This is a genomic window from Nostoc sp. CENA543, assembly GCF_002896875.1.
In the GTDB taxonomy this organism is placed as follows: Bacteria; Cyanobacteriota; Cyanobacteriia; order Cyanobacteriales; family Nostocaceae; genus Trichormus.
The window spans coordinates 5153578-5178021 of the sequence record NZ_CP023278.1 but is presented as its reverse complement, the minus strand read 5'-3'; the positions used below and the strand labels follow the sequence as shown (position 1 = coordinate 5178021).

Annotated in this window: 22 protein-coding genes and 1 tRNA gene; 14 read left to right on the top strand and 9 right to left on the bottom strand. The window is 41.9% G+C overall.

Annotated features, from left to right (window positions below; genetic code table 11):
* Positions 1–110: 110 nt before the first annotated feature.
* Positions 111–5168 (bottom strand): GAF domain-containing protein, encoded by a 5058-nt coding sequence (locus tag CLI64_RS21605; RefSeq protein WP_103139142.1) that lies wholly within the window; start codon positions 5166–5168, stop codon positions 111–113.
* Between the two features lie 584 nt (positions 5169–5752).
* Between CLI64_RS21605 and CLI64_RS21600 the strand changes: the two genes are divergently transcribed.
* From CLI64_RS21600 to CLI64_RS21560, 10 genes are all read left to right on the top strand, one after another.
* A complete protein-coding gene (locus tag CLI64_RS21600) occupies positions 5753–6571 on the top strand; it encodes a radical SAM protein (protein ID WP_103139141.1) in 819 nt (272 codons plus the stop codon).
* Positions 6572–6597: 26 nt separating this feature from the next.
* Positions 6598–7218 (top strand): 4Fe-4S single cluster domain-containing protein, encoded by a 621-nt coding sequence (locus CLI64_RS21595; RefSeq protein ID WP_103139140.1) that lies wholly within the window; start codon positions 6598–6600, stop codon positions 7216–7218.
* A gap of 286 nt (positions 7219–7504) precedes the next feature.
* A complete protein-coding gene (gene ureE / locus CLI64_RS21590) occupies positions 7505–7951 on the top strand; it encodes an urease accessory protein UreE (protein ID WP_103139139.1) in 447 nt (148 codons plus the stop codon).
* The gene (locus tag CLI64_RS21585) at positions 7926–8615 is read left to right on the top strand and encodes an urease accessory protein UreF (protein ID WP_103139138.1); all 690 of its coding nucleotides are present in this window, start codon (positions 7926–7928) and stop codon (positions 8613–8615) included. Before ureE ends, CLI64_RS21585 begins: the two co-directional genes overlap by 26 nt.
* A 90-nt stretch (positions 8616–8705) precedes the next feature.
* Positions 8706–8855 (top strand): hypothetical protein, encoded by a 150-nt coding sequence (locus CLI64_RS32215; protein WP_374703945.1) that lies wholly within the window; start codon positions 8706–8708, stop codon positions 8853–8855.
* Between the two features lie 20 nt (positions 8856–8875).
* On the top strand, positions 8876–9064 hold the full coding sequence (locus tag CLI64_RS21580) for a hypothetical protein (RefSeq protein ID WP_192881743.1): 189 nt from the start codon (positions 8876–8878) through the stop codon (positions 9062–9064).
* Positions 9065–9095: 31 nt separating this feature from the next.
* Positions 9096–9689, top strand: a complete 594-nt coding sequence (gene ureG, locus CLI64_RS21575) for an urease accessory protein UreG (RefSeq protein ID WP_103139137.1) — start codon at positions 9096–9098, stop codon at positions 9687–9689.
* A 257-nt stretch (positions 9690–9946) separates the two neighbouring features.
* Entirely contained in the window at positions 9947–11101 is a 1155-nt protein-coding gene (locus CLI64_RS21570; RefSeq protein ID WP_103139136.1) for a DUF58 domain-containing protein, read from the top strand.
* A gap of 116 nt (positions 11102–11217) precedes the next feature.
* Positions 11218–12357: a hypothetical protein gene (locus tag CLI64_RS31670; protein WP_225977408.1), complete on the top strand. Its 1140-nt coding sequence runs from the start codon at positions 11218–11220 to the stop codon at positions 12355–12357.
* A gap of 163 nt (positions 12358–12520) precedes the next feature.
* Entirely contained in the window at positions 12521–12730 is a 210-nt protein-coding gene (locus CLI64_RS21560) for a hypothetical protein (RefSeq protein WP_103139135.1), read from the top strand.
* Positions 12731–12810: 80 nt separating this feature from the next.
* On the opposite strand, the gene CLI64_RS21555 is transcribed toward CLI64_RS21560, so the two are convergent.
* Positions 12811–13398 (bottom strand): J domain-containing protein, encoded by a 588-nt coding sequence (locus tag CLI64_RS21555; RefSeq protein ID WP_103139134.1) that lies wholly within the window; start codon positions 13396–13398, stop codon positions 12811–12813.
* Between the two features lie 25 nt (positions 13399–13423).
* Here CLI64_RS21555 and CLI64_RS21550 point away from each other — a divergent pair, with 25 nt between their 5' ends.
* From CLI64_RS21550 to CLI64_RS21535, 4 genes are all read left to right on the top strand, one after another.
* A complete protein-coding gene (locus tag CLI64_RS21550; protein WP_103139133.1) occupies positions 13424–14521 on the top strand; it encodes a tocopherol cyclase family protein in 1098 nt (365 codons plus the stop codon).
* A 33-nt stretch (positions 14522–14554) separates the two neighbouring features.
* Positions 14555–14628 (top strand) — tRNA-Arg (locus CLI64_RS21545).
* 278 nt (positions 14629–14906) lie between these two features.
* Positions 14907–15413 carry a YdcF family protein gene (locus CLI64_RS21540; RefSeq protein ID WP_103139132.1) on the top strand — a complete coding sequence of 169 codons (507 nt, stop codon included), beginning with the start codon at positions 14907–14909 and terminating at the stop codon, positions 15411–15413.
* 138 nt (positions 15414–15551) lie between these two features.
* A complete protein-coding gene (locus CLI64_RS21535; RefSeq protein ID WP_103139131.1) occupies positions 15552–17213 on the top strand; it encodes an ATP-binding protein in 1662 nt (553 codons plus the stop codon).
* Between the two features lie 39 nt (positions 17214–17252).
* Here CLI64_RS21535 and CLI64_RS21530 read toward each other — a convergent pair whose 3' ends face one another.
* From CLI64_RS21530 to CLI64_RS21495, 7 genes are all read right to left on the bottom strand, one after another.
* On the bottom strand, positions 17253–17546 hold the full coding sequence (locus tag CLI64_RS21530) for a DUF2288 domain-containing protein (protein ID WP_103139130.1): 294 nt from the start codon (positions 17544–17546) through the stop codon (positions 17253–17255).
* Positions 17547–17636: 90 nt separating this feature from the next.
* Complete coding sequence (locus CLI64_RS21525) at positions 17637–18674, bottom strand: AI-2E family transporter (RefSeq protein WP_103139129.1); 1038 nt, start codon at positions 18672–18674, stop codon at positions 17637–17639.
* Between the two features lie 118 nt (positions 18675–18792).
* Entirely contained in the window at positions 18793–19431 is a 639-nt protein-coding gene (locus CLI64_RS21520; RefSeq protein WP_103139128.1) for a 1-acyl-sn-glycerol-3-phosphate acyltransferase, read from the bottom strand.
* Between the two features lie 118 nt (positions 19432–19549).
* The gene (gene fabD / locus CLI64_RS21510; RefSeq protein WP_103139126.1) at positions 19550–20431 is read right to left on the bottom strand and encodes an ACP S-malonyltransferase; all 882 of its coding nucleotides are present in this window, start codon (positions 20429–20431) and stop codon (positions 19550–19552) included.
* An 87-nt stretch (positions 20432–20518) separates the two neighbouring features.
* Complete coding sequence (locus CLI64_RS21505) at positions 20519–21511, bottom strand: beta-ketoacyl-ACP synthase III (protein WP_103139125.1); 993 nt, start codon at positions 21509–21511, stop codon at positions 20519–20521.
* 114 nt (positions 21512–21625) lie between these two features.
* Positions 21626–22651, bottom strand: a complete 1026-nt coding sequence (plsX, locus tag CLI64_RS21500) for a phosphate acyltransferase PlsX (RefSeq protein WP_103139124.1) — start codon at positions 22649–22651, stop codon at positions 21626–21628.
* Positions 22652–22944: 293 nt separating this feature from the next.
* Entirely contained in the window at positions 22945–24426 is a 1482-nt protein-coding gene (locus CLI64_RS21495) for a leucyl aminopeptidase (protein WP_103139123.1), read from the bottom strand.
* Between the last annotated feature and the right edge of the window lie 18 nt (positions 24427–24444).

Below are 24444 nucleotides of genomic sequence, written 5' to 3'. Positions count from 1 at the left end.
GTGTAAGGGAAAGACTTTTTCAGGTTTTCTTGTGTACACAATTTATGATGGCTACTTAATTCTAAAAAAAGGTGACAGTAAGAGGGAAACTATGCCCCATTCCCTATTCCCTATTCCCTATTATTCCGTACTCCTTGACGGTTTGCCGCAGGTACATTTGAGTGCCTCCGGCAAGATGCTGGCGCGTCTACGGGGGAAACGTCTGTGCCGATTTCTCTCTTTTTTCTGTTGCCCACATCATGAGTTAATGCCATAATTCTTTCAAACTGAAAATTACTCGCTAAACAACTTAAACATTCTTGTAATAGCGAATTTGTAGTAGGCATTTGATGAATTAAATCTAAAATCAAATCATCACTACCTTGGGCAGCAGCTTGATATATGTCTGCTACCCATGTTTGGGGCATTTTCAATAGTGAATCTAAGACATCATCAGTATTGAGTAATTTTTCTGAAGACGATTGAATATTAAATTGTTGATGGATATCTTCTTGATAAAGATAGCGTACACCTAAATACTGATTAAGCTTTTCGAGAATTTGCGCTTTCTGGAAAGGTTTGTTAATCAGATCATCACAACCAGCTTGAACTATTGCCTCTCGTTGTTCTTCAAAGGCGTTAGCAGTCAGGGCAATAATAATTGTTTGGGGATGGCATGAACTAGAAATTGGTTGATGATTGACACAAACTTCCGTCAAAGATTTCTTCAACTTGAAGTCAGTTTTTTTTGTACTTACTCCTACCGTAGTCATGGACATGATAGAGCATTCTTTTTGTTGTTTTAACTCCAAAGAGCGAATCAAATGAGTAGCTTGATAGCCATCCATGACAGGCATTCGCATATCCATGAAAATTAGGTGGGGATGCCATGTTTCCCACAAAATAACAGCTTCTTTGCCGTTAGCAGCTTCCTTGACAGTAAAACCAACAGATGAGAGGAGTTTCACTAATAGTAAACGACTATCTGGGATGTCATCCACAACTAAAATGCGATACTGTTCTTGCTGTGGTGCTAAACCTATCACCCAACGAGATACTGATGAGACGGGTATCTCAGAGGGGAGAACCACCCCGACTTGAATATCAAAGGTAAATTGACTTCCTCGTCCCAAATTACTATTTACATGAATCTCTCCCCCCATCATCTGCACATATTTGCGACTAATTGCCAATCCTAATCCTGTCCCCTGTTGTGATTGTCTGCCGCTTTCAGTTTGCCCAAAGGCTTCAAATAATAATTCTAGTTCTTGAGAGGCAATCCCTATGCCAGTATCTTGGACTTCAAAAATCAGGCGGACATTGGGAATGGTATTTTTTTCTTTCGGCTGTTGTGCTGTGAGTTCCCAGTCGTTAGTTCCTAAACTAACGCGCAGAGTCACACTGCCAGCCGATGTAAACTTGATGGCATTGCCGACAATATTGAGTAGAACTTGACGTAGTTTGCTTTCGTCAGTTTTGATATATTTTGGCAAGTTAGGAGCATATTCAAATACCAAATTCAGATTTTTGCCGGTTGCCCGAATTTGTAACATCTCTTGGACATTATTTAACATCCGAATTAAATCAAAACTGTTGAGATTTAAGGTAGTTCTGCCAGCTTCGATTTTCGACATTTCTAAAATGTCGTTGATGAGATTGAGCAGATGTTCTCCGGCGCGGTTAATGATCGCTAAATTCTGTTGATGATCAGAGGAGAGGCTGTTGTCATGACTCATCAGTTGCGTAAATCCCAAAATTGCGTTTAAGGGTGTTCGCAATTCATGGCTCATGTTGGCTAAAAATTCGCTTTTGGCTCGGTTGGCGGTGTCTGCGGCTGTGACAGCAGCTTGTAAAGCTTGTGATTGTTGTTGAGTTTGCGCTAGTAGTTGTGCCTGTTGTAAAGCTACTCCCAACTGGTTGCCAATCTGCACTACAATGTTGATTTCTCCCGTCTTCCACTGACGAGCAGTAGAATTTTGATAGCTGGCTAATAATCCCCAAAGTTGATTACCACATAAGATGGGGACGATAACGTAGGCTTTGGCTTGGAAATTTTCTAAGAGACTGATGTAGTCAGGATTTAAACCCGCTTGGTAGATATCTGAGACACAACAAAAGCTGGTGCTGGCTGTGGCTGGTATGTAATGATCTTGCAAATGAATGTCTTGAGTATCCAGCATTTTCTGGAGACATTTACCATTTCTCAAGGCATCTTTGGTGAGATTGGGACTTTGTTGATGTAATTCCATGAGTGAAGTCCAACCCATACCAACGGATTCAGCAACAAATTCGCCACTCCAATCAGGATGGAAGCGATAGACAACAACGCGATCGCAATTCAATACTTGCCGTAATTCTGCGGTGGTGGCGGTAAAAATAGTTTCCAAATCTAAGGTTTGGCGCATCCTTTGAATTACTTGAGCGATCGCTCTTTCTCGTTCTATACTTTCCCTCAAGGCGGTCTCTGCACGTTTGAGTCCACTAATTTCCAACATGACGGTACCTACACCAGAGGGGCTGTTATCTTCACCAGGAATGGGAAAATAAGAAACCAAAAAATGACGCAGACCATTAGGCACATCATGAGCAGTAATACTGAGTTCCCGATTTAAAATTGCTTCCCCAGTTGATAATACCTGCCGACAAAAAGGTGTTAATAGTGGGTCAATATGAGGAGCGATTTCTCTGAGTGTTTTGCCGATGAGGTCTTTTGATGGTTTACCATAAATATCTGCCATCAAGTCATTAATCTGCACCAAGCGCATTTTGTGGTCAAGGATGTTCATACCTACGGGCGCACCACTAAAAAAGGCGTTGAGTCTGGCTTCCCGCAGTTTTAATTGTTTTTCTAGAGTTTTGCGCTCTGTAATGTCTTTATTAGTACCAGTCATCCGTAACGGTATACCCTGTTCATCGCGCTCTACAATTTGGCCGCGAGACTGTATCCATTTCCATTCCCCAGAGGGGGAACGCATCCGAAATTCCATCTCGTATACAGATGTTATCCCTTCTAGATGGTCTTGAATGGATGATTTGAGGGCGCGCCAGTCTTCAGGATGAATTAACTGTTTTCTCACAAGCTGATGTGGATCAATCTCGGATTCTGTGTACCCTAGTACATCTCGCCATTTCCAATCACAATAAATTTTACCTGTTTGGATATTCCAATCCCACAATCCCAATTCACTCGCTGATAAAGCTAGTTGTAATCTTTCTTCGCTTTTTCTGTGGGCGGCTTCGATCATTTGCTGTTGAATTAAACTACCTAGTTGGGTAGCTACAGTCCCCACTAACATCAGTAATCGCTTATCTACTGACATAGCAGTGCGTTTAAAAAATACTAAAACAGCTACTACTTCCCGTCCTGCCAGAATCGGCACAGCAAAACCAGCTTTGAAACCGACTTGAGCAGCCTGAAAAGAGCGTAAAAATTTTGACTGGTTGACCAGGGAAACATCTTCAATCCACTCTGGTCTTTTTGTTTCCCAGACTCGTCCCGGTAGTCCCATGCCCATTGTAAAGGTGAGAGTTTGATTGCGATCGCAAAATTCTTCGAGGCGGCTTTCTTCACAGTGACAAACTAAACTATGCTCTAAAACACTACCGTCATCACTGGGTATCCATGCTTCGCCAAAGTCCCAACCGATGGTTTGACAAATCAGCCGCAAAACCAACGTCAAAGCACTTCTGACATCTATGGCACGGGTAATGGCTTGGGTAGTCAACAACAATAGGCGGCTTTCGTTTTCCGCTTGCTTGCGTTCCGTAATATCTTTAGCAGTAGCCAAGACAATTTTCTGCCCATCGATTTCGATTACTTCTGCACTCAGCAGCACCGTCTTAATTTCACCGCTACAAGCGCGAAAATCAACCTCATGGTTGCGTAAAGTTTTTGTTTGTTTGAGGATTTGGGAAAGAAAATGACATTCTTGGGGATTTATCCAGATTTTCAACTCTGCATTAGTGTTACCGATTATCTGGGCGCGAGTATAACCAAAGAATCGACAAAAACTATCATTCACCTCTATGTAGCGTCCTTCAGGAAAAGTACACAAGGCAATGGGGTCTGGTGAGGCGCGAAAGGCTGAGGCTAACTTCTTCTCGGAAGTGCGATGTGCAGCTTCAGCTCGTTGGCGTTCTCTGGCTTCTAATGCTAGAGAAACTAAATTACTTAAAGCACGGGCAAAGTTTTGGTCTTCTTCTGTCCAATGATGAACTACACCTACTGATTCTAAACAAAATACCCCTACTGTTTTCTCTCCCAGACGGATAGGAATATATAGGATGGACGTGATATTGCAGGGAATGAAGTAAGTTGAAGATAGTTCCTGTATGCGTGGATCTTGGGAAACTAAATCGGCGATCGCTATCACTTCGTTTTGCTGCAAAGCTTGAAAATATGCGGGATATTCACCAGCCGATAATGTTAAGCCTGAACTGTGTTTGTGGGTTGTTTTCTCAAATAAATCCAAGCAATGAATTTGATTATATGTTGTTTCTGTTACCCAAATACTAGCTCTTTCGACACCAATATTGATCGCTCCTGCTTCTGTGACTTCGCCAAAAGCAGCAGATAAATTTCCTTGAGATAGAGACTGATGTTTTGTGAGTCTACTTAATACTGTGTTATAGCTACATAATTTGATCGCATCAACTGTTGGAGTTTTGAGCTTATCATGATTTTTATGCCCATTTTCCGGGTAACTAATATTACATATAGATTCTATTTGTTGATTTTTTCGTGCTATCTCTGCAACTAAATTTTGGCTCTTTTTTCTTTCGGCAAATAATTCTTTTCTTAGTTTTTGAATTTTGAGTTGATTTTTAACTTTAATTAAAACTTCCTGGGTTCTGAATGGTTTAATCAGGTAGTCAGCAAAGTTTATTTTTAGTTGCTCAAAATCTAGGTTAATTTCTTCTATAAGGACTAGTACGATAACTGGTACATCTAATTTTTCATCTTTAAATTTTAACTTTTTATTAACTAAATTATAATGGAGTCGAGCTATAGAAATATCTATAATAATTAAATCTGGAATAAAATCTAATACAGAATTGTTGTCTAATTGCTGGAAGGATAATCTTTCAATTTGATAATTCTCAGAAGCAAAAATATTTAATAAGGAATTATAAGTAGCTACTTCATCGTCAATTAAGAGAATCTTAATTGTGTCATTAATCAGTTTCATATTATGATAATTTATGGACAAGTTTTTTAGTATCTTAGTTGAATTTCCATCATATTTAAAACTTAAATACCTATGCTTTACAGTGAGATTGCGTAATCTGAAAGCCAATAAATTACTTATACAATTAATCACTTATGCTTAAATATAACTCGCGCTTGCTACAAACACATCCCTAAAATCACTTATTCGTGATTAAAAGGAAATGGGTAAATCTTAAGAGAAAATAGTGAGCAGGAGACTTCTAACTAAAAATATCCCATTACTATTTAGGCAAGGGGGTAGGGAAGGGAGCGGGGAGAGCCGAAAATTATTAGGACTTACGCAACGTCAATAATGTCATTGCGACCGGAGTGAAGTTTAGGGAAGCAATCCCAGCATCAGGGGAGATTACTACGCTATCGCTCGTAATGACGGAGTTACGTTATTTTTGCGTCAGTCTTGATTATAATCCTGACGTTGGTTGACTCAAGAATCTCCCATGTTATAAACAGGGGAGTGTCAATTCTTCACAAGTTCCTCATCTTCTCGCGATAGATTTTAGATGGTAAAAGCTAGACGATCGCCACTCCAGCGAGAGGACGAATATGAACGCCATAGAGTCTGCACAAAATTCCCATCGTTCCTTTGTCTACGGGCCTGTCAAATCTTGGCGATTTGGTCAGTCGCTAGGTATTGATCCTATTGGGGAAGTATCAACTTGTTCATTTAATTGCATCTATTGTCAATTAGGACAGATGGAAGTCCAGACTCTGCAACGCCAAATTTTTGTTCCTACAAGCAGCATCGCGGAGGAATTGCGATCGCTTGCATCCTATGAGCAAATCGATGTAGTGACAATTAGTGGTAGTGGCGAACCAACTTTAGCCTTAAATTTAGAGGAAATTTTAGCGATCGCCAAACAGTTAACCCGCTTACCCACGATAGTATTAACTAACAGTACACTTTTAGGCGATCGCATGGTACGCCAAGCCTTGCGATTTGCTGATATCGTCGCCGTGAAACTAGATGCAATTTCGTCACATCAATGGCAGCGTATTAATCGACCTGTAGAGACAATAAATCTACCTGATATTTTGGCAGGTATTGTCAAATTGCGGCGGGAATATTCAGGAACCCTCGCTATCCAAACAATGGTTTTGTCTCCCTGGACAACAGAAATGCTAGAAGATTACATCCAACTGTTACAGCGTCTTCGTCCTGATGAAATTCATCTCAATGTTCCATCTCGACCCCGCGCTTTAGTGCGTCAGTTGGATGCTAGGGGGAATAATGCAGTTAAATCCGGCTGTGGTGATTTTCGCCAACTCCCATGTGTTAGTGCTGATGTCCTCAGTATTTTAGCTGATGCCATCCAGACTACAACTAAAATTCCTGTGCGTTGCGTCCCGATAGCTTTGTCATAGTTAACTGTTGAAAGGAATAAACATAGATGGAAACTAAGCTAACCAACCCATCCATTCATTCAGAAATTCCCTCCGGCTATCTCAACATCATGGGCTACATTGATGAATCAGAAGTGAATGGCCCTGGTTGTCGTGCAGTTGTTTGGGTACAAGGGTGTCCTCGTGAATGTCCCGGCTGTTTTAATCCCGATTCCTGGACATTTGAAATTAATCAACTAGTCAGTGTTGATAGTTTAGTCGAGCAAATTTTAAGCAAACCCAAAAATACAGGCGTAACATTCTCTGGTGGAGAACCCTTTTGGCAGGCATCCGCTTTGGCTGAGTTAGCACGTAAACTCAAAGCTGCGGGTCTTAATGTCATGTCCTTTACAGGCTTTACTCTCAAGGAACTACAATCACCCTCCGCGCCTCCAGGTTCTCAAGAACTCTTAGCACAACTAGATATTTTAATAGATGGGCCGTTTGTCCAAAATTTAGCCATTAATTCGCCAGATTCCCCCGTTTCTTCCCGTAATCAAAAAGTTCACGTCCTCAACCCTGCCTTTGCTGACAAAATTACTTGGGCTAGTGACCAAATCGAAGTCCACATCCTCAAAGATGGGAATCGCATTGTCACCGGTTATCAAGGTTGGTTGGAATGGACTTAAAAGAGGTAGAGAGCAGGGAGCGGAGGAGCAGGGGGAGACTACGTTTCTAATTGCGCTCTCAAACTTGCTCAAAATTAAGGGACTTCCAGAAAATAAATTATCCAATTTCTGAGAGAAGATTTTGATTTTTCCCCCTGCTCCCTGCCCCCTGCCCACCACAGCGATTGTATATTTTTTTAGTTGGAAGTCCCTAAATTTTTGGATGGTAGAACACTAGGGAGTGGGAATTGATAGTTTCTCCTCCCTATTTTCTTGTATCGTAATTACGAATTACGAATTACGAATTATGCTGACGTTGACGCAACGTAAACCACCAAACCCAGAAATAAAGGTCGCGTTGACCTTGCAACTCACCGCCGAAGAACGCACTCGCAGCCGTCACCGTTTTGAAACAGAAGATGGTCAGGTAGTATTTCTGCGCTTACCTAGAGGGACGGTGTTGTGGGATGGAGATATTTTGCAAGATGAAACTAATGGTAGTCTGATGAGAATAGCCGCTAAACCAGAACCAGTGTTTACGGTCGTCGCTGCTACTCCACTTTTATTAATGCGGGCAGCTTACCATTTAGGGAATCGTCACGTACCTGTAGAAATTACCCCCAACTATTTACGCCTATCTCCAGACCCCGTTTTACGTACCCTGTTAGCACAGATGGGGCTAGAAATTACGGAAGAAATTGTCCCATTTCAACCAGAATTAGGTGCTTATGGACACCATCACTCTCACTCATAGTCATTTGTTACACCTATTGCAAATAGCGAGTTCTGCTTTGCCGGTGGGAGCATACAGCTACTCCGAAGGATTAGAAACTCTAGTAGAAAATGGCACAATTACTGATCAAGAAAGTCTACAGCATTGGTTAGAAGCCGAACTGCGTTATGGGGCGATTCGTCTAGAAACAGCAATGATTGTGAGAATATATGAGGCTGTAAATCAAGGGGATTTAGAGAAATTACGCTATTGGAATTTATGGTTATCGGCGGCGCGAGAAACCCAGGAATTACGTAATTCTAGCTGGCAAATGGGGCGATCGCTTCTACAATTACTGGTGAAACTACAACCGCAAATATCTGATTTAGCTCATGCTGTGGGTAATCCTTGTAATTATGCGATCGCTTTTGCTCTAGCGGCTACCCATTGGCAAATTGATCCACAAGCCGCTTTATTAGCATATCTGCATAGCTGGGCAACTAATTTAATTACGGCTGGAATTAAAATCATTCCCCTCGGTCAAACAGCCGGACAAGAAATATTACTCAATTTACAACCATTAGTCAGTGTTGCCACAATGGAAATAATGGATTTAGAAGATGATGATTTGAGTTGTTGTAGTTGGGGTTTATCTTTAGCTAGTATGCAGCATGAAACACAATACACAAGGCTGTTTAGAAGTTGAGCATACTTTAGTCAAGTGTAAACCTGCTAATCTGATACCAGACTATTTGATTGAGGTGGGACAATTTTACCAACTTCTGAACAAGGCATTATGTGCGTTACACTGTGCCAATCTCTAACAAATACTTTTAAGCCTATTTTTATTGTGCGTCTAGATGAGCGAACAGGTAATGTCTTTATTTTGGCAGGAGATAATATACAAATAGAGATATATCGCAATGGTCGTTGGAGATTTATATAGTGAAAACTGACTTTAACAAAATGACAAAAGCTGAACTAAGGGCTTATGTAGTTGCTCATCCAAACGATCAAGCGGCGTTTTATGCTTTTGTTGATCGTTTCACAGCAGGAGCAACCACTGAAACATTTGCGATGCCTCAATCACCAGCAGAAATTGCAGAAGTGGATAGCTTAGTTAGGCAGAAAATAGAACAAATTCAGACTGAATAATTATGAATTAATAATTGATTTTTATTGACTTATGAATACATTTCGAGTAGGGGTAGCAGGGCCAGTTGGTTCAGGGAAAACAGCTTTAGTGGATGCAATGTGTAAAGCACTGCGCGATCGCTATCAAATTGCTGTAGTGACAAATGATATTTATACTCAAGAAGATGCTCAGTTTTTGGTACGTTCTCAAGCCTTAGCTAGCGATCGCATTTTGGGAGTAGAAACCGGAGGTTGTCCCCACACTGCCATTCGGGAAGATGCTTCTATGAATTTAGCAGCCATTGAACAACTAGAACAGCGTTTTAAGCAATTAGATTTAGTCTTTTTAGAAAGCGGTGGTGATAATTTAGCCGCTACCTTCAGTCCTGAATTAGTAGATCTCACAATTTACGTGATTGATGTCGCCGCCGGTGATAAAATCCCCCGCAAAGGCGGCCCCGGTATTACAAAATCCGATTTACTAGTAATTAACAAAACCGACCTCGCACCCTACGTAGGCGCAGACTTAAGCGTCATGGAACGAGACGCGAAAAAAATGCGTGGTGATAAACCCTTTATTTTCACCAACCTAAAAACCCAACAAGGACTCAAGGAAGTTATCGAATTTGTCTGTAGTCATTGTTAATAGTCAATAGTCAATAGTCATTGTCAATAGTCATTAGTCATTAGTCATTAGTCAATAGTCAATAGTCATTAGTCATTAGTCAATAGTCATTAGTCATTAGTCAATAGTCAATAGTCATTAGTCATTAGTCATTAGTCATTAGTTTTTCTCCCCTCCTACCTTGTCTTCCTTGTCCCCAATCCCCAGTCCCCAATCCCCAATCCCCAGTCCCCAATCCCCAATCCCCAATCCCCCTAGTGATGAGTTAAAAAAGAAACATGAAAATCATCAAACTCATCACTAATTGGTTAGAAATTCATGCTAGTTCCCCCACATACGCCGGTTGGGTGTTAGCAGGAATTGCTGTTTGTTTTTTTGGTGCGGCGATTAATACGATGGCTGGTTGGCTTTACGCTATTAGTGGCGTAACTCTGGCTTTATTGGGGATAGCTGCATTTTTAGCATCGCGATCGCTTGTTGGTCTATCTGTGACTCGTCGTCAGATTTCACCTGTCTCGGCTGGGGATGAATTAACTTTAGAATTAGAAATCTATAACCCCACTAAGCAATCTGTCACTTTATTGCAGGTTGAAGATATCTTACCGTTTGTGCTGGGAAAACCCATGAAACACGGTATTGAAACTATTGCTAGCAGAGAAACTTACCGTTGGGTATATTATCACCCTACCGAAAAGCGGGGCATTTATCGCTGGCACTCTGTTGAATTGGCGACAGGCGCGCCTTTAGGTTTATTTTGGTCGCGTCGTCAGCACCACTGTGAAGCAACAGCTATTGTGTATCCCACGGTTTTAACCTTGAGTGCTTGTCCCCTCGTGGATGAAATCGGGGAAGAAGAAAGTCAAAGGAATGAGTATCATGGTAGACCTTTGCAAACAGCCACATCGGGATTAGTGCGATCGCTGCGTCCCTATCGCATTGGCGACCCCACCCGCTTGATTCACTGGCGGACTAGTGCGCGCTATGGTGAGTTACGTGTGCGCGAATTAGAAATGATTACCAGTGGACAGCAAGTAATTATTGCTTTAGATACTGCTGGTAATTGGGAAGCGGACAATTTTGAGCAAGCTGTAATTGCCGCAGCATCAATGTATTTTTACGCACAGCATCAGCAATTACAGGTGCAACTATTAACAGCCGCCACAGGATTAGTCAGAGGCGATCGCTCAGTTTTAGAAACTCTAGCCGCCACCCAATATCACGAAGATATCAGCGATTATGACGAACAGCATCCCCTGATTTGGCTCACCCAGAATCCTCTCAGTATATCTTCTTTACCTCAAGGTAGCCGTTGGTTATTGTGGCCAGATATACAATCAAACAATGAACCAGTCTTAGTGAGTCGAGATTATTCAGGTGTAGTTATAGATACAGCACAAGCACTGCGATCGCAACTCCAAAAACCTTTAGTATAAAGTTTCCGTATAATAATATAGTTATGCGGCTCAACTTGTGCTGGGAGGATTACCGCAAGAGCATTTAAGATAAGCTATGACTGTATGCATTACTTTTCTCCGTAGGTTAAAAGCATATGAACTTTGAGGAATTTCTAGACGACGCTAGCCAAAGTTTTACTCGAAATGGTGAGCTTGTTCTCAACAAATTAGATAAGCTTGCGACTGAATTTCATGAGGATGCTATTCGACCTATAAATGAAGATTTTGGGGATCTTGCATCTAAATGGTCTAGAGACCTGGGAGTATTCGTGCGTCAAATGGTTGATGAAATTGACGAGATTGCTCGACCTACTCTTAATCAAATTGATATCTTCTTGGAGTCAGTAAATGAGACCCTCATTAAGCCTGCTGGACAAGACCTTAGAAATTTAAATAAGGAGCTAGGCATCTCTGAGGAAATGAGAGAGCTTTACAAAGTTCTTGGTATTTCTTCAGAAGAAGAAGTCATTCAGATATTTTGTGCTTTTGCCGCCGCAGGAGGAATGACAGCACTACTTATTTTTGTTATCTCTTATTTACAGAATGACGGGAGGTTAGAAAACTTTTCTTTCTTCTCGTTTATGGAAAAGAAACCTTTGCTTGATGACGATATTCAGAGACAGTTTAATGCAATCTTGGAACAGATTGAGCATCAGAGAGCCTTAAGTGTTTGGAATCAACATGTTGTTCAAGAAACATACAAAATTAAAACACCCACAAATCAATTCTTCATAGAACGTCAAATTAATAACCCAGGCTTAAACGTTTCAGATAATCTCATGGCTTCAAATCTTTTTGCCTTACCCTTAATAGTTTCTTATCTTGACAAAGTGTTTGAAATTGCTCAATTAGCTTTTGGGAGAATTGTCGATATGGATACTGTAAACAATCAATTTCAAGGAACATATACAACAATTGGCACTTTTGCAAATGAAGTAAAAGATAATGCGCGACAGCAAGCGAACCAATATATTTTCGAGAAAAAGCAAACTCTTGCTGAAGCTGCTTGTGAAATTCAGCGCCTACTAAAGCAGCTTGAAGAAACGAATCCTGCGGCAACCGAACCTGAGCAAATAGTTTATGTTAATGTGGCTACCAAGCCAGACCTTAAACAGCGAACAATTGCTGCCTTGAAAGAGGGAGGAGAAACAGCAATTGAAGAGTTCTTCCTTGAGAATAAGTATCTTAAAGTTGGAAAAGCAATTATTAAAGGTTGGTTGCAAGGCGGTACCTAAGAATATTTGTATGCTCTGCCGGTCGCATCATAATCCTGTTGGAGTGGACTGAAGAGATATTTTAGTGGCGAATAAGGGTTTGAGAGAGTTTTTGCATAAGTCCTGATAAAGTAAATGGAGTTGGCGCAGCGATTATCTACGACCTTAAGAAAAGGAGGAGAGAATGAGTGTTTCCATTATCAATGAAGTGATCAAACGGCTAGAAATCATGCCGCAGCACTTGCAACAACGAGTACTTGAATTTACTCAAGCGTTAGTAAAAGCTGAAATTCGAGGAACTCCAGGGCAGCAATTGCTACGTTTTGCAGGTTCAATCCCTCCTGACGATATCCAGTTAATGCGTGAGGCGATCAAGCAGTATCGTGGTGAGTAAAGTTGCGCTCCGTGATTGATTTCCTGGAGCAATGCGAATTTTACTAGTGGAAGATGAAGCAGAATACCCATCGGCAGATACTAATGCCATCTGAAAAAGTTCTTGATTTTTCGACACCATCTAGAAACCCAAGATTTTCGCTGAGATTTATACTTCACTCGTGAATAAGCAGAGGCTTGAGGGATTTTTCCTTCTAGCTGTGCGGCTTTATTTAAATCAGATGCGGCGCGATGTTCATAACCTAATTGAGAGCAAACTAAACCGCGATATTTGTAAGCTTCAACATAGCGGGGGTTGAGGCGAATGGCTTGGGTAAAATAGGCGATCGCTTCTTCATACTCGCCTTTACCTACGCTCTCTACACCATAATTATAGAAACTCTCCGCGTCAAAGCGATTGACGGATGTCTTGGGGGATTTTTTGGGTGTAGTGGCAGTGGTAGAATTATTGACGGTAGGATTTTCTGACTTGAGCAGATTGTAAGCTGCATTGATTTGTTTGATGTTGATTTCCGCTTGTTCTTTTTGCTGGAGATTAACAAAGCGATCGGGATGGTGAGTTTTGACTAGTTGACGATAAGCTCTTTTGATTTCTACCTGCGATGCTCCAGGTTTTAATCCTAAAATTTCATAAGCATGATTAATATCGAGATCAAGACGCTGACGCATACTAAAAAGTAGAAATCATAATTCTATGTTAACTATTCCCATAAATCTTCTGCAATCTACTCAAACGCCTCACAGTGGATACCATTGGGACGGAAGTAGTCGCCGCTTCTTTGAAGGCTGGTATTTTCGCGTTACCCTACCAGATTGTGGTGAGACTTTTGCTTTCATGTATTCCATAGAAGACCCCATTGGCGGTCAACCCCACAGTGGCGGTGCGGCGCAGGTTTTAGGGGCAAACGACGAATATGTATATCGAATTTTTCCTGATGTGACTCAATTTTGGGCTAGTCGGGATGTTTTAGCTTTGGGACATTGGGGTAAAACTCATTTGCATACTCAACCCCGCTATCTCTCACCTAAGGAGTTTACCCAATCTATCCAAGAAGGTTATCAAGCTACTGCTAATTTAAACCAGGGTTTTATTCAAGACCCTGTTACTGGTTTTTATTGTCGTTGGGAATATGAAATTCAGCCTGTATATGGCTGGGGTAATCAAAATAGTATTCAGCAATCAACTGCTGGCTGGCTGTCATTTTTACAGATTTTTGAGCCAGGATGGCAAATTTTAATGGCTCATGGTCTAGCCACTGGTTGGATTGATTGGAATGGCAAAGTTTATCAGTTCCAAAACGCGCCAGCCTATGGCGAAAAAAATTGGGGTGGTGCGTTTCCTGAAAAATGGTTTTGGCTCAATTGTAATAGCTTTGATGGCGAACCTGATTTAGCCCTAACTGCTGGGGGTGGTAGGCGCGGTGTCTTGTGGTGGATGGAATCTGTAGCGATGATTGGCATACATTATCAGGGCAAATTTTATGAATTTGTTCCCTGGAATGCCAAAGTTGAATGGTGTATTCAACCTTGGGGTAGATGGCAAATGAAGGCAAAAAACCTAGATTATGAGGTTGAATTAACCGGAACTACGCATCTACCTGGTGCGCCTTTGCGTGCGCCGACGGCGAACGGTTTACAATTTTGCTGTCGAGATACGATGCAAGGAAAACTGAATTTAGAGTTGCGAGAAATTAGGGGTAAAAACCCCCTAGTCATTCTTAATGCACACAGTTATCTTTGTGGGTTAGAAATTGGCGGCGGTTCCTGGCACAATTTTTGGCAGTCCACCTAAAACTACTGCTATGATTATATATGCTTCGTAGTTGGGGCTGTAGCTCAGTTGGATAGAGCGAGCGCCTCCTAAGCGCTAGGTCGCCGGTTCGAGCCTGGCCAGTCCCGTCGCCAACTACTCATCATCATAAAAGTGAGCAATGGCAATTTCCATTACGGGATTGCCTGCTAAGTATTGAGTAAACTGTAGCTAATATCTGTGTAATTGCAGATTAACAAAGTTTGCGAGTATGCTATTTAAGTGCATTTGCCAATTTGTCCTTGTGATTTTTCTGCCTGATTGCAAAAATTATTCCCGAAAAAGACAAAGTTAGAGAGCCTTGAAGAATAATCTATTGTTTAGAGGTAAGTCATTTCAATTTGCAGTTCTGATTCTACCGCTATTGATGTGGTGGGGATATAAGGAAGCACAAAATAATCATGAACCGCCAGAAGCCGTTATTGTTTTAGGTGGCTCAACCAAAAACTTAGAAAGAGAAAAATTTACTGCTCAGTTTGCTCGTCAGTATCCCAATTTACCAATCATGATTTCTGGCGGTAGTCCCCCTACATACACTAAAAGCGTATTTACGAAGGCTGGTATCAGTCCTAAAAGATTACATTTAGACTATGAAGCGGTGGATACAGTCACAAACTTTACTACATTAGTAGATGATTTACAAGCACGTAAAATTAAGAATGTTTATTTAATTACCTCAGATTTTCATATGCGCCGTGCTTGCGTGATTGGTGAGATCATTTTAGGTAGTCGTGGAATTCGTTTTAAACCAGTACCAGTACCGTCTCAAACTCCTCCTGAACCCATTGAAAAATCCATCCGTGATGGAGCGAGAGCCTTATTTTGGGTAGCGACAGGTTACACAGGTGCAGAGGAGGTTAAACATCAGCGTTGAAGTCAGTAGCTTGTAAAATATTCAGATAGACTTTTCCCCTTATATTTACGGTTAAGTTTGTTTGAAGATTTACTCCTAGTCTACGCCTCAACTTAGTTCAGCTTCAGTTTTCCCCAGGACGGAGGGAAGACTAGATTAATGTTGACTGAGTTATGGCTGACTATCGGTATGAAAATTTCTCATAAACTGCTTTTAAGCTTTGTTAGTATTTCCTTATTAACAAGTGTTGTAGGTGTGGTTGCGATCGCCCAAAGTAAAAAAATTGCGGAGACTCTAGCAATCAAAGAAGCTGAAGAAGTTGCTCAAGTACTTGCTACTTCTATTGTTCACCATTCTGCTACTCATGGAGAATCGATTTTTTCTAACGAACTACAAACCTACGTGTTACAGTTGCATCATTTGCAACGAAGAGACATTGAAGTTGTCAATCGGGAAACGCGAATTGTAGCAGATGTGGTTCCCGACGATATTGGAACTATCCTTGAGGGTAAACAAGGTAAGGAAGTTCAGAAAACTATACAAGATGGTCAGACAAGAACTCTTCTAGAAAATAGCGACGATTATCCCCAAGGGATTGAATTAATTGTTGTTCCTCTCAAAAGGGATCAAAATCAGATTGATGGTGCTGTCATTTTAGAATGGTCATCGCTGTATGAAGAAGCGATCGCCCAAGTTCAACCGACAATCATTATTATCGCTATCACTAGCTTAAGCTGTGTGATTCTGGCTCTAACTCTAGGGTGGCAAATTTCCAGTAGCATTGCTAAACCCTTACAATCTATGACAGATGTTGCCCAAACAGTCACCCAGAAGTCTAACTTTGACCTCAAAGTCCCGATCATCACTAAAGATGAAACTGGCTTATTAGCGATCGCATTCAACCATCTGATTGAACGTGTAAAAACCCTACTGGCGGAAAAAGAACAGCGTTCTGAAGAACTTCAACAAGCCTTAAGTGATCTGCACAACACCCAATTGCAACTAGTGCAAACTGAAAAGATGTCCAGTTTGGGTCAACTTGTGGCTGGGGTCGCTCACGAAATTAACAACCCAGTAAATTTTATTTATGGCAACATTATTCATATTGATAAATATACTCAAGACCTGCTGAAATTGCTACAAGCGTACCAATATCAATACCCCAATCCACCCCAAACACTACAAAAAATCCTAGATGATATAGAACTTGATTTTCTGTATGAAGACCTGAGCAAACTGTTACAATCGATGCGAGTAGGTACACAGAGAATTCGACAAATTGTTTTATCTCTCCGTAACTTCTCTCGACTAGATGAAGCTGAATGTAAAGCAGTCGACCTCCATGAAGGTCTTGATAATACACTGCTGATTTTGCAACATCGTCTCAAGGACACATCAGAATCTTTTGCTATTGAAGTCATTAAAAATTACGGACAATTACCTTTGGTTGAGTGCTATCCTGCACAACTCAATCAAGTATTTATGAACGTACTATTGAATGCAATTGATGCGGTAGAAGAATCAGCGCAACAACAGACAACAGCTAAATTGTGGATTTCAACTCAATTAATTGCTGACAATCAGGTACAAATTTTGATCGCAGACAACGGTACAGGTATACCTGAAAAAATGCGATCGCGAATTTTTGAGCCTTTTTTCACTACCAAACCTACAGGTAAAGGTACAGGCTTGGGTTTATCAATTAGCTACAAAATCATCACCGAAAAACATCATGGTAAGATGTGGTTTGAATCCAGATTGGGGGAAGGTAGCGAATTTATAATTGCCATCCCTGTTCACCAGTGTGAAATTTCAGGATAGTAGAGAATAGGGATGGAGCAAAATCTTATGAAGAATAATTTAAGCTGCAATCTCTTGCACTAAAACATAAGGTTGAAGAATTAGAGTGTTAAATCGCTTGGTGCGATCGCTATTCCATTCTCCCATTTGAGTGTTAGAAGGTTTCGTAATCAATTGATTCTCAATCCATTGCTGCACCGATGATGTATTATCAGTAGCGATCGCCTCACCAACATCTAGTAAATCTAAATCTAGTGACACCACAATCACAGCATCTCTCTGCACATGAGGAATCAACCATTCCCACTCAGCTTCATCTAAAGTTTCTGATAATTCCTTTCTTAAATCTGACATAGTTTCCCATTTCTGCTTGTATAGATTGATTTTACCGATTAATCGAGCATCACAAACTTAAAAATTCCCAAATATCTTGAATAAACTTCCTTAAATCTCTGATTTCATGGCATCAATTTCAAACAGAGATACAATTACACCTGTGATGGGAATTGACAGAAAAATTCCCAATAATCCCGCGACTCTTGCACCTACTAATAAAGCAAAAAACACAACCACTGGATTGAGATTTAATGTGCCTTGCATAATTCTAGGGGCAAATAAGTTATCTTGTATTTGTTGCAAAATTATACAAGCGATTAATACCTTTATCGCTAACCAAACACTTTGAGATAACAAAATTAAAGTGACTATACTTACACCTAAAGTTGCCCCTATACCGGGAATAATATCTAATATTCCGACTATCAAAGCTAGCAATAAAGCAAATGGGGCATTCAGTAAGAGAAAGACAATAAAACTTGATGTTGAGAGAAATAACATCAAGAGCAATTGACCTCGAAAAAAGCCTAGAAAATTGCGGCGCAGGACATTTGTAAATCTTCTACGATGTTGATTTGGCAAAACCTTGAGCATTAAAGACCATAGCTTTTCCCCATCGAGCAAGATAAAGAAAGCCACAACAGCGATGATAATAAACGTCACAAAATTAGACAATACTTGTTGTAGTATCGTCAAACTTGTCACTAAACTCGATATTGCTTGATTGCGTAATTGTTCTTGTACTAAGCTTAAGTCTATTTGCAAATTACGACTACGCAGTACCGACTCGATTCTTTCTAATAAAGGTAATAAAGAAGTTAAAAAATTAGAGATACTATCTATTAATTGCTGTCCTTGAGAAATGACCGTTAAACCAATAGTAACTAACAGCCCAGCCAAACATATAATACTAACTAAGAAAACTATCACAACTGCTATGCCGTGGGGCAGAAAATGCCGCAACCACTTAACAGGATAGCTGAGTAAAAAAGCTAAAATTGCCGCAAATGTAAAAATTACAATGACTGTTTGAAAGTATGCCAAAAGCTGGACTAAAACCCAGCCAGCAGCAACTAAGAGCAAAAAACGGACTATTAAGGAATTGTTCAGTCGATTCCACAAAGTTTTGGCTTCTAAGCCATTCATATAAATTTAAAATTCAAAATGCGATGAGGTTCATAGGTCGTTGTCATATTGTTTTTCAATTTATATAAATAAATTGGCGATCGCTACTTTCCCAAAGCAGAGATTCCCCAGATATTTTTCACCGTCCTAAATCGTGCATTTGGTTAATGACGGCGGCGCATTTTTGTGTTATCTGTTCTAGTTCTTCCTTATTAGTAGAACTGGGAGCATCAATTAAATTACCGATTCTGACTGTGAGGGGAACTCGACGCGGTAACGATGAGCCTTTTTGTAAAATTTGGTCTGAACCCCATAAACATACAGGTAATATAGGGGCTTTAGCTTTAGCGGCTAATAGTAAAGCACCACGCTTAGGATCATGAATCTTGCCATCGGGGGTACGAGTTCCTTCTAAGAACACACCCACAGCCCAACCTTGCTCAAGATATTCTAAAGCGGCGCGGATAGCATTGCGATCGGCACTTCCCCGACTGACTGGATAAGCACCATACAATTTAATTGCCTGCGCCAATACAGGAACATCAAATAATTCTTCCTTAGCCATGTATGCTACAGGGCGACAAACACAATTAGAAACAATGGGCGGATCAAAGTAGCTAGCATGATTACTCACAACTACTAGAGGGCCAGACTGAGGCACATTTTCCACACCATAAATCCGTCCCCGAAAGTAAGCATGAAGCATCGGACTAACTACAGACCACTTAAACGCGTGGTAAAGAGCCAGACTAATCAAGGGTTCGCGTGTTCGAGACATAAGATTGGGGATTGGGGATTGGGCATGGGGGATTGGGCATGGGGCATGGGGCATTGGGGTAAAAGTTTTTCTGAATCCTCTTTCTGTTCCCTATTCCCTATTCCCTATTCCCCATTCCCTAATTCGGTAATTCCGCAGCATTACGGACGTTTTCTAAGATTAAACCAGTTGTTGTGCGTTTAATCAAACCGGTTAGTACATTACCAGGGCCGATTTCTACTACTTTTTCAATTTGATTTTCTGGTAGTTGTAATGAAATTTCTCGCCAGCGTACTGAACCCGTCATTTGTTGGCTGAGGCGTTGCTTCAAAATTGCGGCATCAACTGCGGGAATCGGCTCGACGTTAGATAAAACTGGTACTGTGGCAGACTGAAATTCTACGGTGTTGAGAATTTTCTGAAATTCATCTGCCACACTAGCCATTAAATGTGAGTGAAATGCACCTGAAACTTTTAAAGGTACAGCACGTTTAGCCTTAACCTGAGACATGACTGCCTGTACTGCCTCTGGAGTACCGGAAATCACTACCTGGCCTGGACTATTATCATTAGCTAAGACCACATCAGAAGTCTCGGCAATAACTTTGTCTAATTGTTCACGGTCAAAGTTCATCAAAGCTGCCATCATCCCACCTGCGGCACTATCCATCAGTTCCGCACGTTGCTTGACTAACTCTAATCCTGTTGACCAATCAAATACACCCGCAACATACAGGGCAACATATTCTCCTAAGCTGTGACCAGCAACTAAATCTGGCTGGTGTCCTTTTTCTCGAATCAATTCAGCGAGGATGCTTTCTACTACATAAAGACAAGGTTGTGTGTAGAGTGTCTTTGATAACTTTTCTTCTTCGTTTTGGCAAATGTCTGTTACCGACCAGCCTAATATGGCTTCGGCTGCGGCAAACTTTTCTTGAGCCGCAGGTATATCTAATAAGTCAGTTCCCATTCCTAGTGCTTGAGAACCTTGTCCGGGAAACACCCATGCAGTTTTAGTCATTGGTCAATAGTCAATAGTCAATAGTCAATAGTCAATAGTCCACAGCCCATACTTTTGACGATGGACGATGGACTATGAATGAAACGTTTATCTTCCCCAGTGGAAGATGGCTGCACCCCAGGTTAAACCTGCTCCAAAGCCGGATGCAGCGATGATGTCGTTGGTTTTGATTTTGCCTTGCCGCACGGCTTCATCTAAGGCGATGGGGATGGAGGCGGCGGAGGTGTTGCCGTAGTTGGCTAGATTGCTGATGACTTTGTCGTTAGGAATATTGAGGCGTTGTGCTACTGCATCTAGAATGCGTTGATTAGCTTGATGTAGTAGGAGCCAGTCTATTTGCTCAACGGTGAGATTCGCAGCAAATAATGCTTTATCGATGATTTCTGGGACTTTTTGGGCAGCAAAGCGGTAAACTTCTTTGCCGTTCATGGTGATGGGTTGATAATTGCCTTGAGTGATGTTGGCACCGGGGATGATTTCTTGGGAGGTGCCTTGATAGGCTAAGTTGAGGTAGTGGTTTTGAGTGCCATCACTTTTGAGGGCAAATCCTAAGAGGCGATCGCCATCATTGGCTTGCAATACAACTGCACCAGCCCCATCGCCAAACAGGACGCAGGTGCGCCTATCTTGCCAATCTACCCATCGGGAGAGGATGTCTGCCCCAATTAGCAGTACATTGCGATATACGCCTGTTTTAATGTACTGAGCTGCTGTAACTAGCCCAAATACAAACCCAGAACAAGCAGCTGTGAGGTCAAAGGCTACTGCTTGGGACGCGCCTAACTCAGCTTGAACTCTACACGCACTACCGAATAAATCATCTGGTGTGGAAGTTGCCAGCAAAATTAAGTCTAAATCAGCTGGTGTAATTCCAGCTGCGGCGATCGCTTGCTGGCTGGCGGTCGTCGCTAGGGTAGTCAATGACTCAGTCGAGTTGGCTAACCTGCGCTGACGAATTCCTGTTCTGGTAGTAATCCATTCATCGGAGGTATCTACCAGTTGGGTTAGTTCTTGATTGTGCAGGGAAGTGACCGGTACTGCGGAACCACTTCCTGTAATTGCTATGCCTAAATTTTGCACTCCTAATCTCCCAAGCTATCAGCTGTTAGTCATTAGTTATCAGTCACTAGTCATTAGTCTCTAACTGCTAACCAATGACTTGTTACTAGCTATTGCTAGTTTGATGGCTGATTGCTAACTACTCTCACTCTGTAGCATCTCATATTGAGATTGCAGTTGCTCCATGACTTTGTTATCGACAGCTTCTTTCGCCATGCGAATGGCGTTAAACACTGAAGGTGCTTGAGAGCTGCCATGACCAATCAAACAAACTCCTGAAACACCCAACAGCAAAGCCCCGCCATGTTCGGCGTGATCCATACGCTGTTTGATGCGCTTGAGATTTGGCTTTAATAGTGCTGTGCCGATTTGTCCGTGCAGTCCTTGGGGTAATTCTTCCCGTAAGATTTGCAAAATAACTCCACCTATAGCTTCTGCAAACTTGAGTAAGATGTTACCCACAAAGCCATCACAGACAATTACGTCAAACTCGCCAGACAGTACGTCTCTGCCTTCCGCATTGCCGATGAAGGTGATATAACGGTTTTCCCGCAACAGTTCATGAGTCCGCAAAGCTAACTCATTGCCTTTGGTATCTTCTTCACCAATATTGAGCAAACCCACTTTCGGTTCGTCAGTACCGAGGACGTATTGGCTATAAATCGAACCAATGACGGCAAACTGTTCTAAAAATTTAGGACGACAATCTACATTTGCTCCTACATCCAAGATGAGAACCGGCTTACCTGCTTTAATTGTCGGAAATACTGTGCCAATAGCTGGACGGTCAACCCCAGGCAATCTTCCCAAGCGGAGTAGGGCTGATGCCATAGCCGCGCCAGAATGACCTGCTGAGAATACCGCATCGGCCTGTTGTTGCTTGACCAAATCCATCGCCACATTAATCGAAGCCTTGCGTTTGCGTCTCACCGCATTTAAAGGCTCTTCATCCATTGCGATCGCATCCTCAGCCGGAATGATTTCCACTCCTTCCAAATTGGTTTTTGGGGGCAAGGCAGCTTTAATTTTTTGGGGATCACCCACTAATAGAACTTTTACACCTAATTCTTCACTGGCTCGCACCGCGCCAGTAACGATTTCACCGGGAGCGTGATCCCCTCCCATTGCATCAATTGCTATCCGCACGCCAGTCGATCCCATTGCTTAGAGCTTCTAGAAACCTTACAAATTTTACCAGATGGCTTTGCTGAAAAACCTTAACTTTCTTACCGTCAAGTTAGTCTTGTTACTTTTGCAACAACTGATGACGGTAAGCCAACAATAGCACGAATTATTGGGGATTGGGGATCGGGGATTGGGGATTAGGGATTGGGGATTAGGGATGAGATTTTTCCCATCAGCCCCTCTGCCTCCCAGTCTCCAGTACCCAACCTTTCAATTTTGGATTTGAGATTGAATCCAATCCAAAATTCAAAATCCAAAATCTAAAATTCCTATTCCCCAGTCTCCAGTACCCAATCAACCAACATTCTCACGCCAAAGCCGGTTGCGCCGGTGTTGTTGTAGCCGTTGTCTTTGTCTGCCCAAACTGGCCCGGCTATGTCTAAGTGCGCCCAGGCTGTGTCTTTGACGAACTGTTTGAGGAATAAGGCGGCGGTAATTGAACCACCAGGACGGGGGCCGGTGTTTTTCATGTCGGCAATACCGGATTTTAAGCCTTCAAAATATTTGTCTTCCATTGGCATTCGCCAAATTTTTTCGCCTGAAGTGGCTGAGGCTTGCTCTAGCTGTTTGGCTAAAGCATCATCAGGAGAGTACAACCCGGCAATGTCGTCACCCAAGGCAATGACACAGGCACCAGTCAGGGTGGCTAAATCGACAATGGCATCTAAGCCTAATTTGTCAGCAAAAACTAAAGCATCTGCTAAAGTTAAACGTCCTTCAGCATCGGTGTTATTAACTTCGATAGTTTTGCCGTTAGATGCAGTAAGGATGTCTCCTGGGTGCATAGCGTGACCGCTAATCATGTTTTCGGTAACGGCTGAAATAAAGTGAACTTCAGCATCAGGTTTGAGTTGGGCGATCGCTTTGGCTGCGCCTAAAGTTGCGGCTGCACCACCCATATCAATTTTCATGGTTTCGATGCCGCTACCTGCTCCTTTGATATTCAATCCACCGGAATCAAAAGTTAAACCTTTACCGATGATTCCTAATTTTCGTTTAGGTGTGCCTTCTGGTTTGTAGGTGAGGTGAATAAATTTCGGTGGTAAATCAGAAGCTTGCGCCACACCTAAAAAAGCACCCATCCCCAATTTTTCACAGTCGGCTTGTTCTAGAATTTCCAGATGCAAACCGTGGTCTTGGGCAATTTGTTGGGCTGTTTCTGCCATCGTAATTGGTGTTACGGTGTTGGCTGGTGCGGCTACTAGTTGTCTGGCTAAAATCACGCCGGAAACAATTTGATTGGCTTTGGTAATGGCAGCTTCTTGGCCAGCAAAACCCAGAAATTCGATAGTCTCGACCTGTGAGGCTTTATCTTCTGGGTCTGATTTAAAGCGGATATCTTGGTATAGGGCTAGTTGTACGCCTTCAGCCAGTGCTTGTACAGTGGCGGTTGGATCATTGTTCCACAAGGGAAAACTCAAGCCTAAAACTTTACTTTTTTGTTTTTTGGCGACTTTGCCGACAGCCGCAGCCGTCCGTCTCAGGGTTTCTAATTTGAGGTTATCGGCTTTTCCTAAACCCACCAAAATGATTTTTTTAACTGGACTAGCACCACTGACGCGGGTAAAAACGGTGCTGTTGGCTTTCCCTGTAAATTCTTCTTCGGCAATGACTTCTTTTAAAATGCCAGCAAACTGCCCATCTAAAGTTGCGAGTTCCCCTGTTAACTCTACCGCTTCTTCAAATAGTGCGATCGCTAGCGTATCTCCTGCCCACTCTAGTAAAGGCTTGTCACTTAGTTGAATTGCCATTTTTGCATTTTGCGTAAA

Coding starts and splice junctions, on each gene's coding strand:
- CLI64_RS21605 (WP_103139142.1), bottom strand. CDS start 5,168: ATGAAACTGATTAATGACACAATTAAGATTCTCTTAATTGACGATGAA.
- CLI64_RS21600 (WP_103139141.1), top strand. CDS start 5,753: ATGAACGCCATAGAGTCTGCACAAAATTCCCATCGTTCCTTTGTCTAC.
- CLI64_RS21595 (WP_103139140.1), top strand. CDS start 6,598: ATGGAAACTAAGCTAACCAACCCATCCATTCATTCAGAAATTCCCTCC.
- ureE (WP_103139139.1), top strand. CDS start 7,505: ATGCTGACGTTGACGCAACGTAAACCACCAAACCCAGAAATAAAGGTC.
- CLI64_RS21585 (WP_103139138.1), top strand. CDS start 7,926: ATGGACACCATCACTCTCACTCATAGTCATTTGTTACACCTATTGCAA.
- CLI64_RS32215 (WP_374703945.1), top strand. CDS start 8,706: ATGTGCGTTACACTGTGCCAATCTCTAACAAATACTTTTAAGCCTATT.
- CLI64_RS21580 (WP_192881743.1), top strand. CDS start 8,876: ATGACAAAAGCTGAACTAAGGGCTTATGTAGTTGCTCATCCAAACGAT.
- ureG (WP_103139137.1), top strand. CDS start 9,096: ATGAATACATTTCGAGTAGGGGTAGCAGGGCCAGTTGGTTCAGGGAAA.
- CLI64_RS21570 (WP_103139136.1), top strand. CDS start 9,947: ATGAAAATCATCAAACTCATCACTAATTGGTTAGAAATTCATGCTAGT.
- CLI64_RS31670 (WP_225977408.1), top strand. CDS start 11,218: ATGAACTTTGAGGAATTTCTAGACGACGCTAGCCAAAGTTTTACTCGA.
- CLI64_RS21560 (WP_103139135.1), top strand. CDS start 12,521: ATGAGTGTTTCCATTATCAATGAAGTGATCAAACGGCTAGAAATCATG.
- CLI64_RS21555 (WP_103139134.1), bottom strand. CDS start 13,398: ATGCGTCAGCGTCTTGATCTCGATATTAATCATGCTTATGAAATTTTA.
- CLI64_RS21550 (WP_103139133.1), top strand. CDS start 13,424: ATGTTAACTATTCCCATAAATCTTCTGCAATCTACTCAAACGCCTCAC.
- CLI64_RS21540 (WP_103139132.1), top strand. CDS start 14,907: ATGTGGTGGGGATATAAGGAAGCACAAAATAATCATGAACCGCCAGAA.
- CLI64_RS21535 (WP_103139131.1), top strand. CDS start 15,552: ATGTTGACTGAGTTATGGCTGACTATCGGTATGAAAATTTCTCATAAA.
- CLI64_RS21530 (WP_103139130.1), bottom strand. CDS start 17,546: ATGTCAGATTTAAGAAAGGAATTATCAGAAACTTTAGATGAAGCTGAG.
- CLI64_RS21525 (WP_103139129.1), bottom strand. CDS start 18,674: ATGAATGGCTTAGAAGCCAAAACTTTGTGGAATCGACTGAACAATTCC.
- CLI64_RS21520 (WP_103139128.1), bottom strand. CDS start 19,431: ATGTCTCGAACACGCGAACCCTTGATTAGTCTGGCTCTTTACCACGCG.
- fabD (WP_103139126.1), bottom strand. CDS start 20,431: ATGACTAAAACTGCATGGGTGTTTCCCGGACAAGGTTCTCAAGCACTA.
- plsX (WP_103139124.1), bottom strand. CDS start 22,651: ATGGGATCGACTGGCGTGCGGATAGCAATTGATGCAATGGGAGGGGAT.
- CLI64_RS21495 (WP_103139123.1), bottom strand. CDS start 24,426: ATGGCAATTCAACTAAGTGACAAGCCTTTACTAGAGTGGGCAGGAGAT.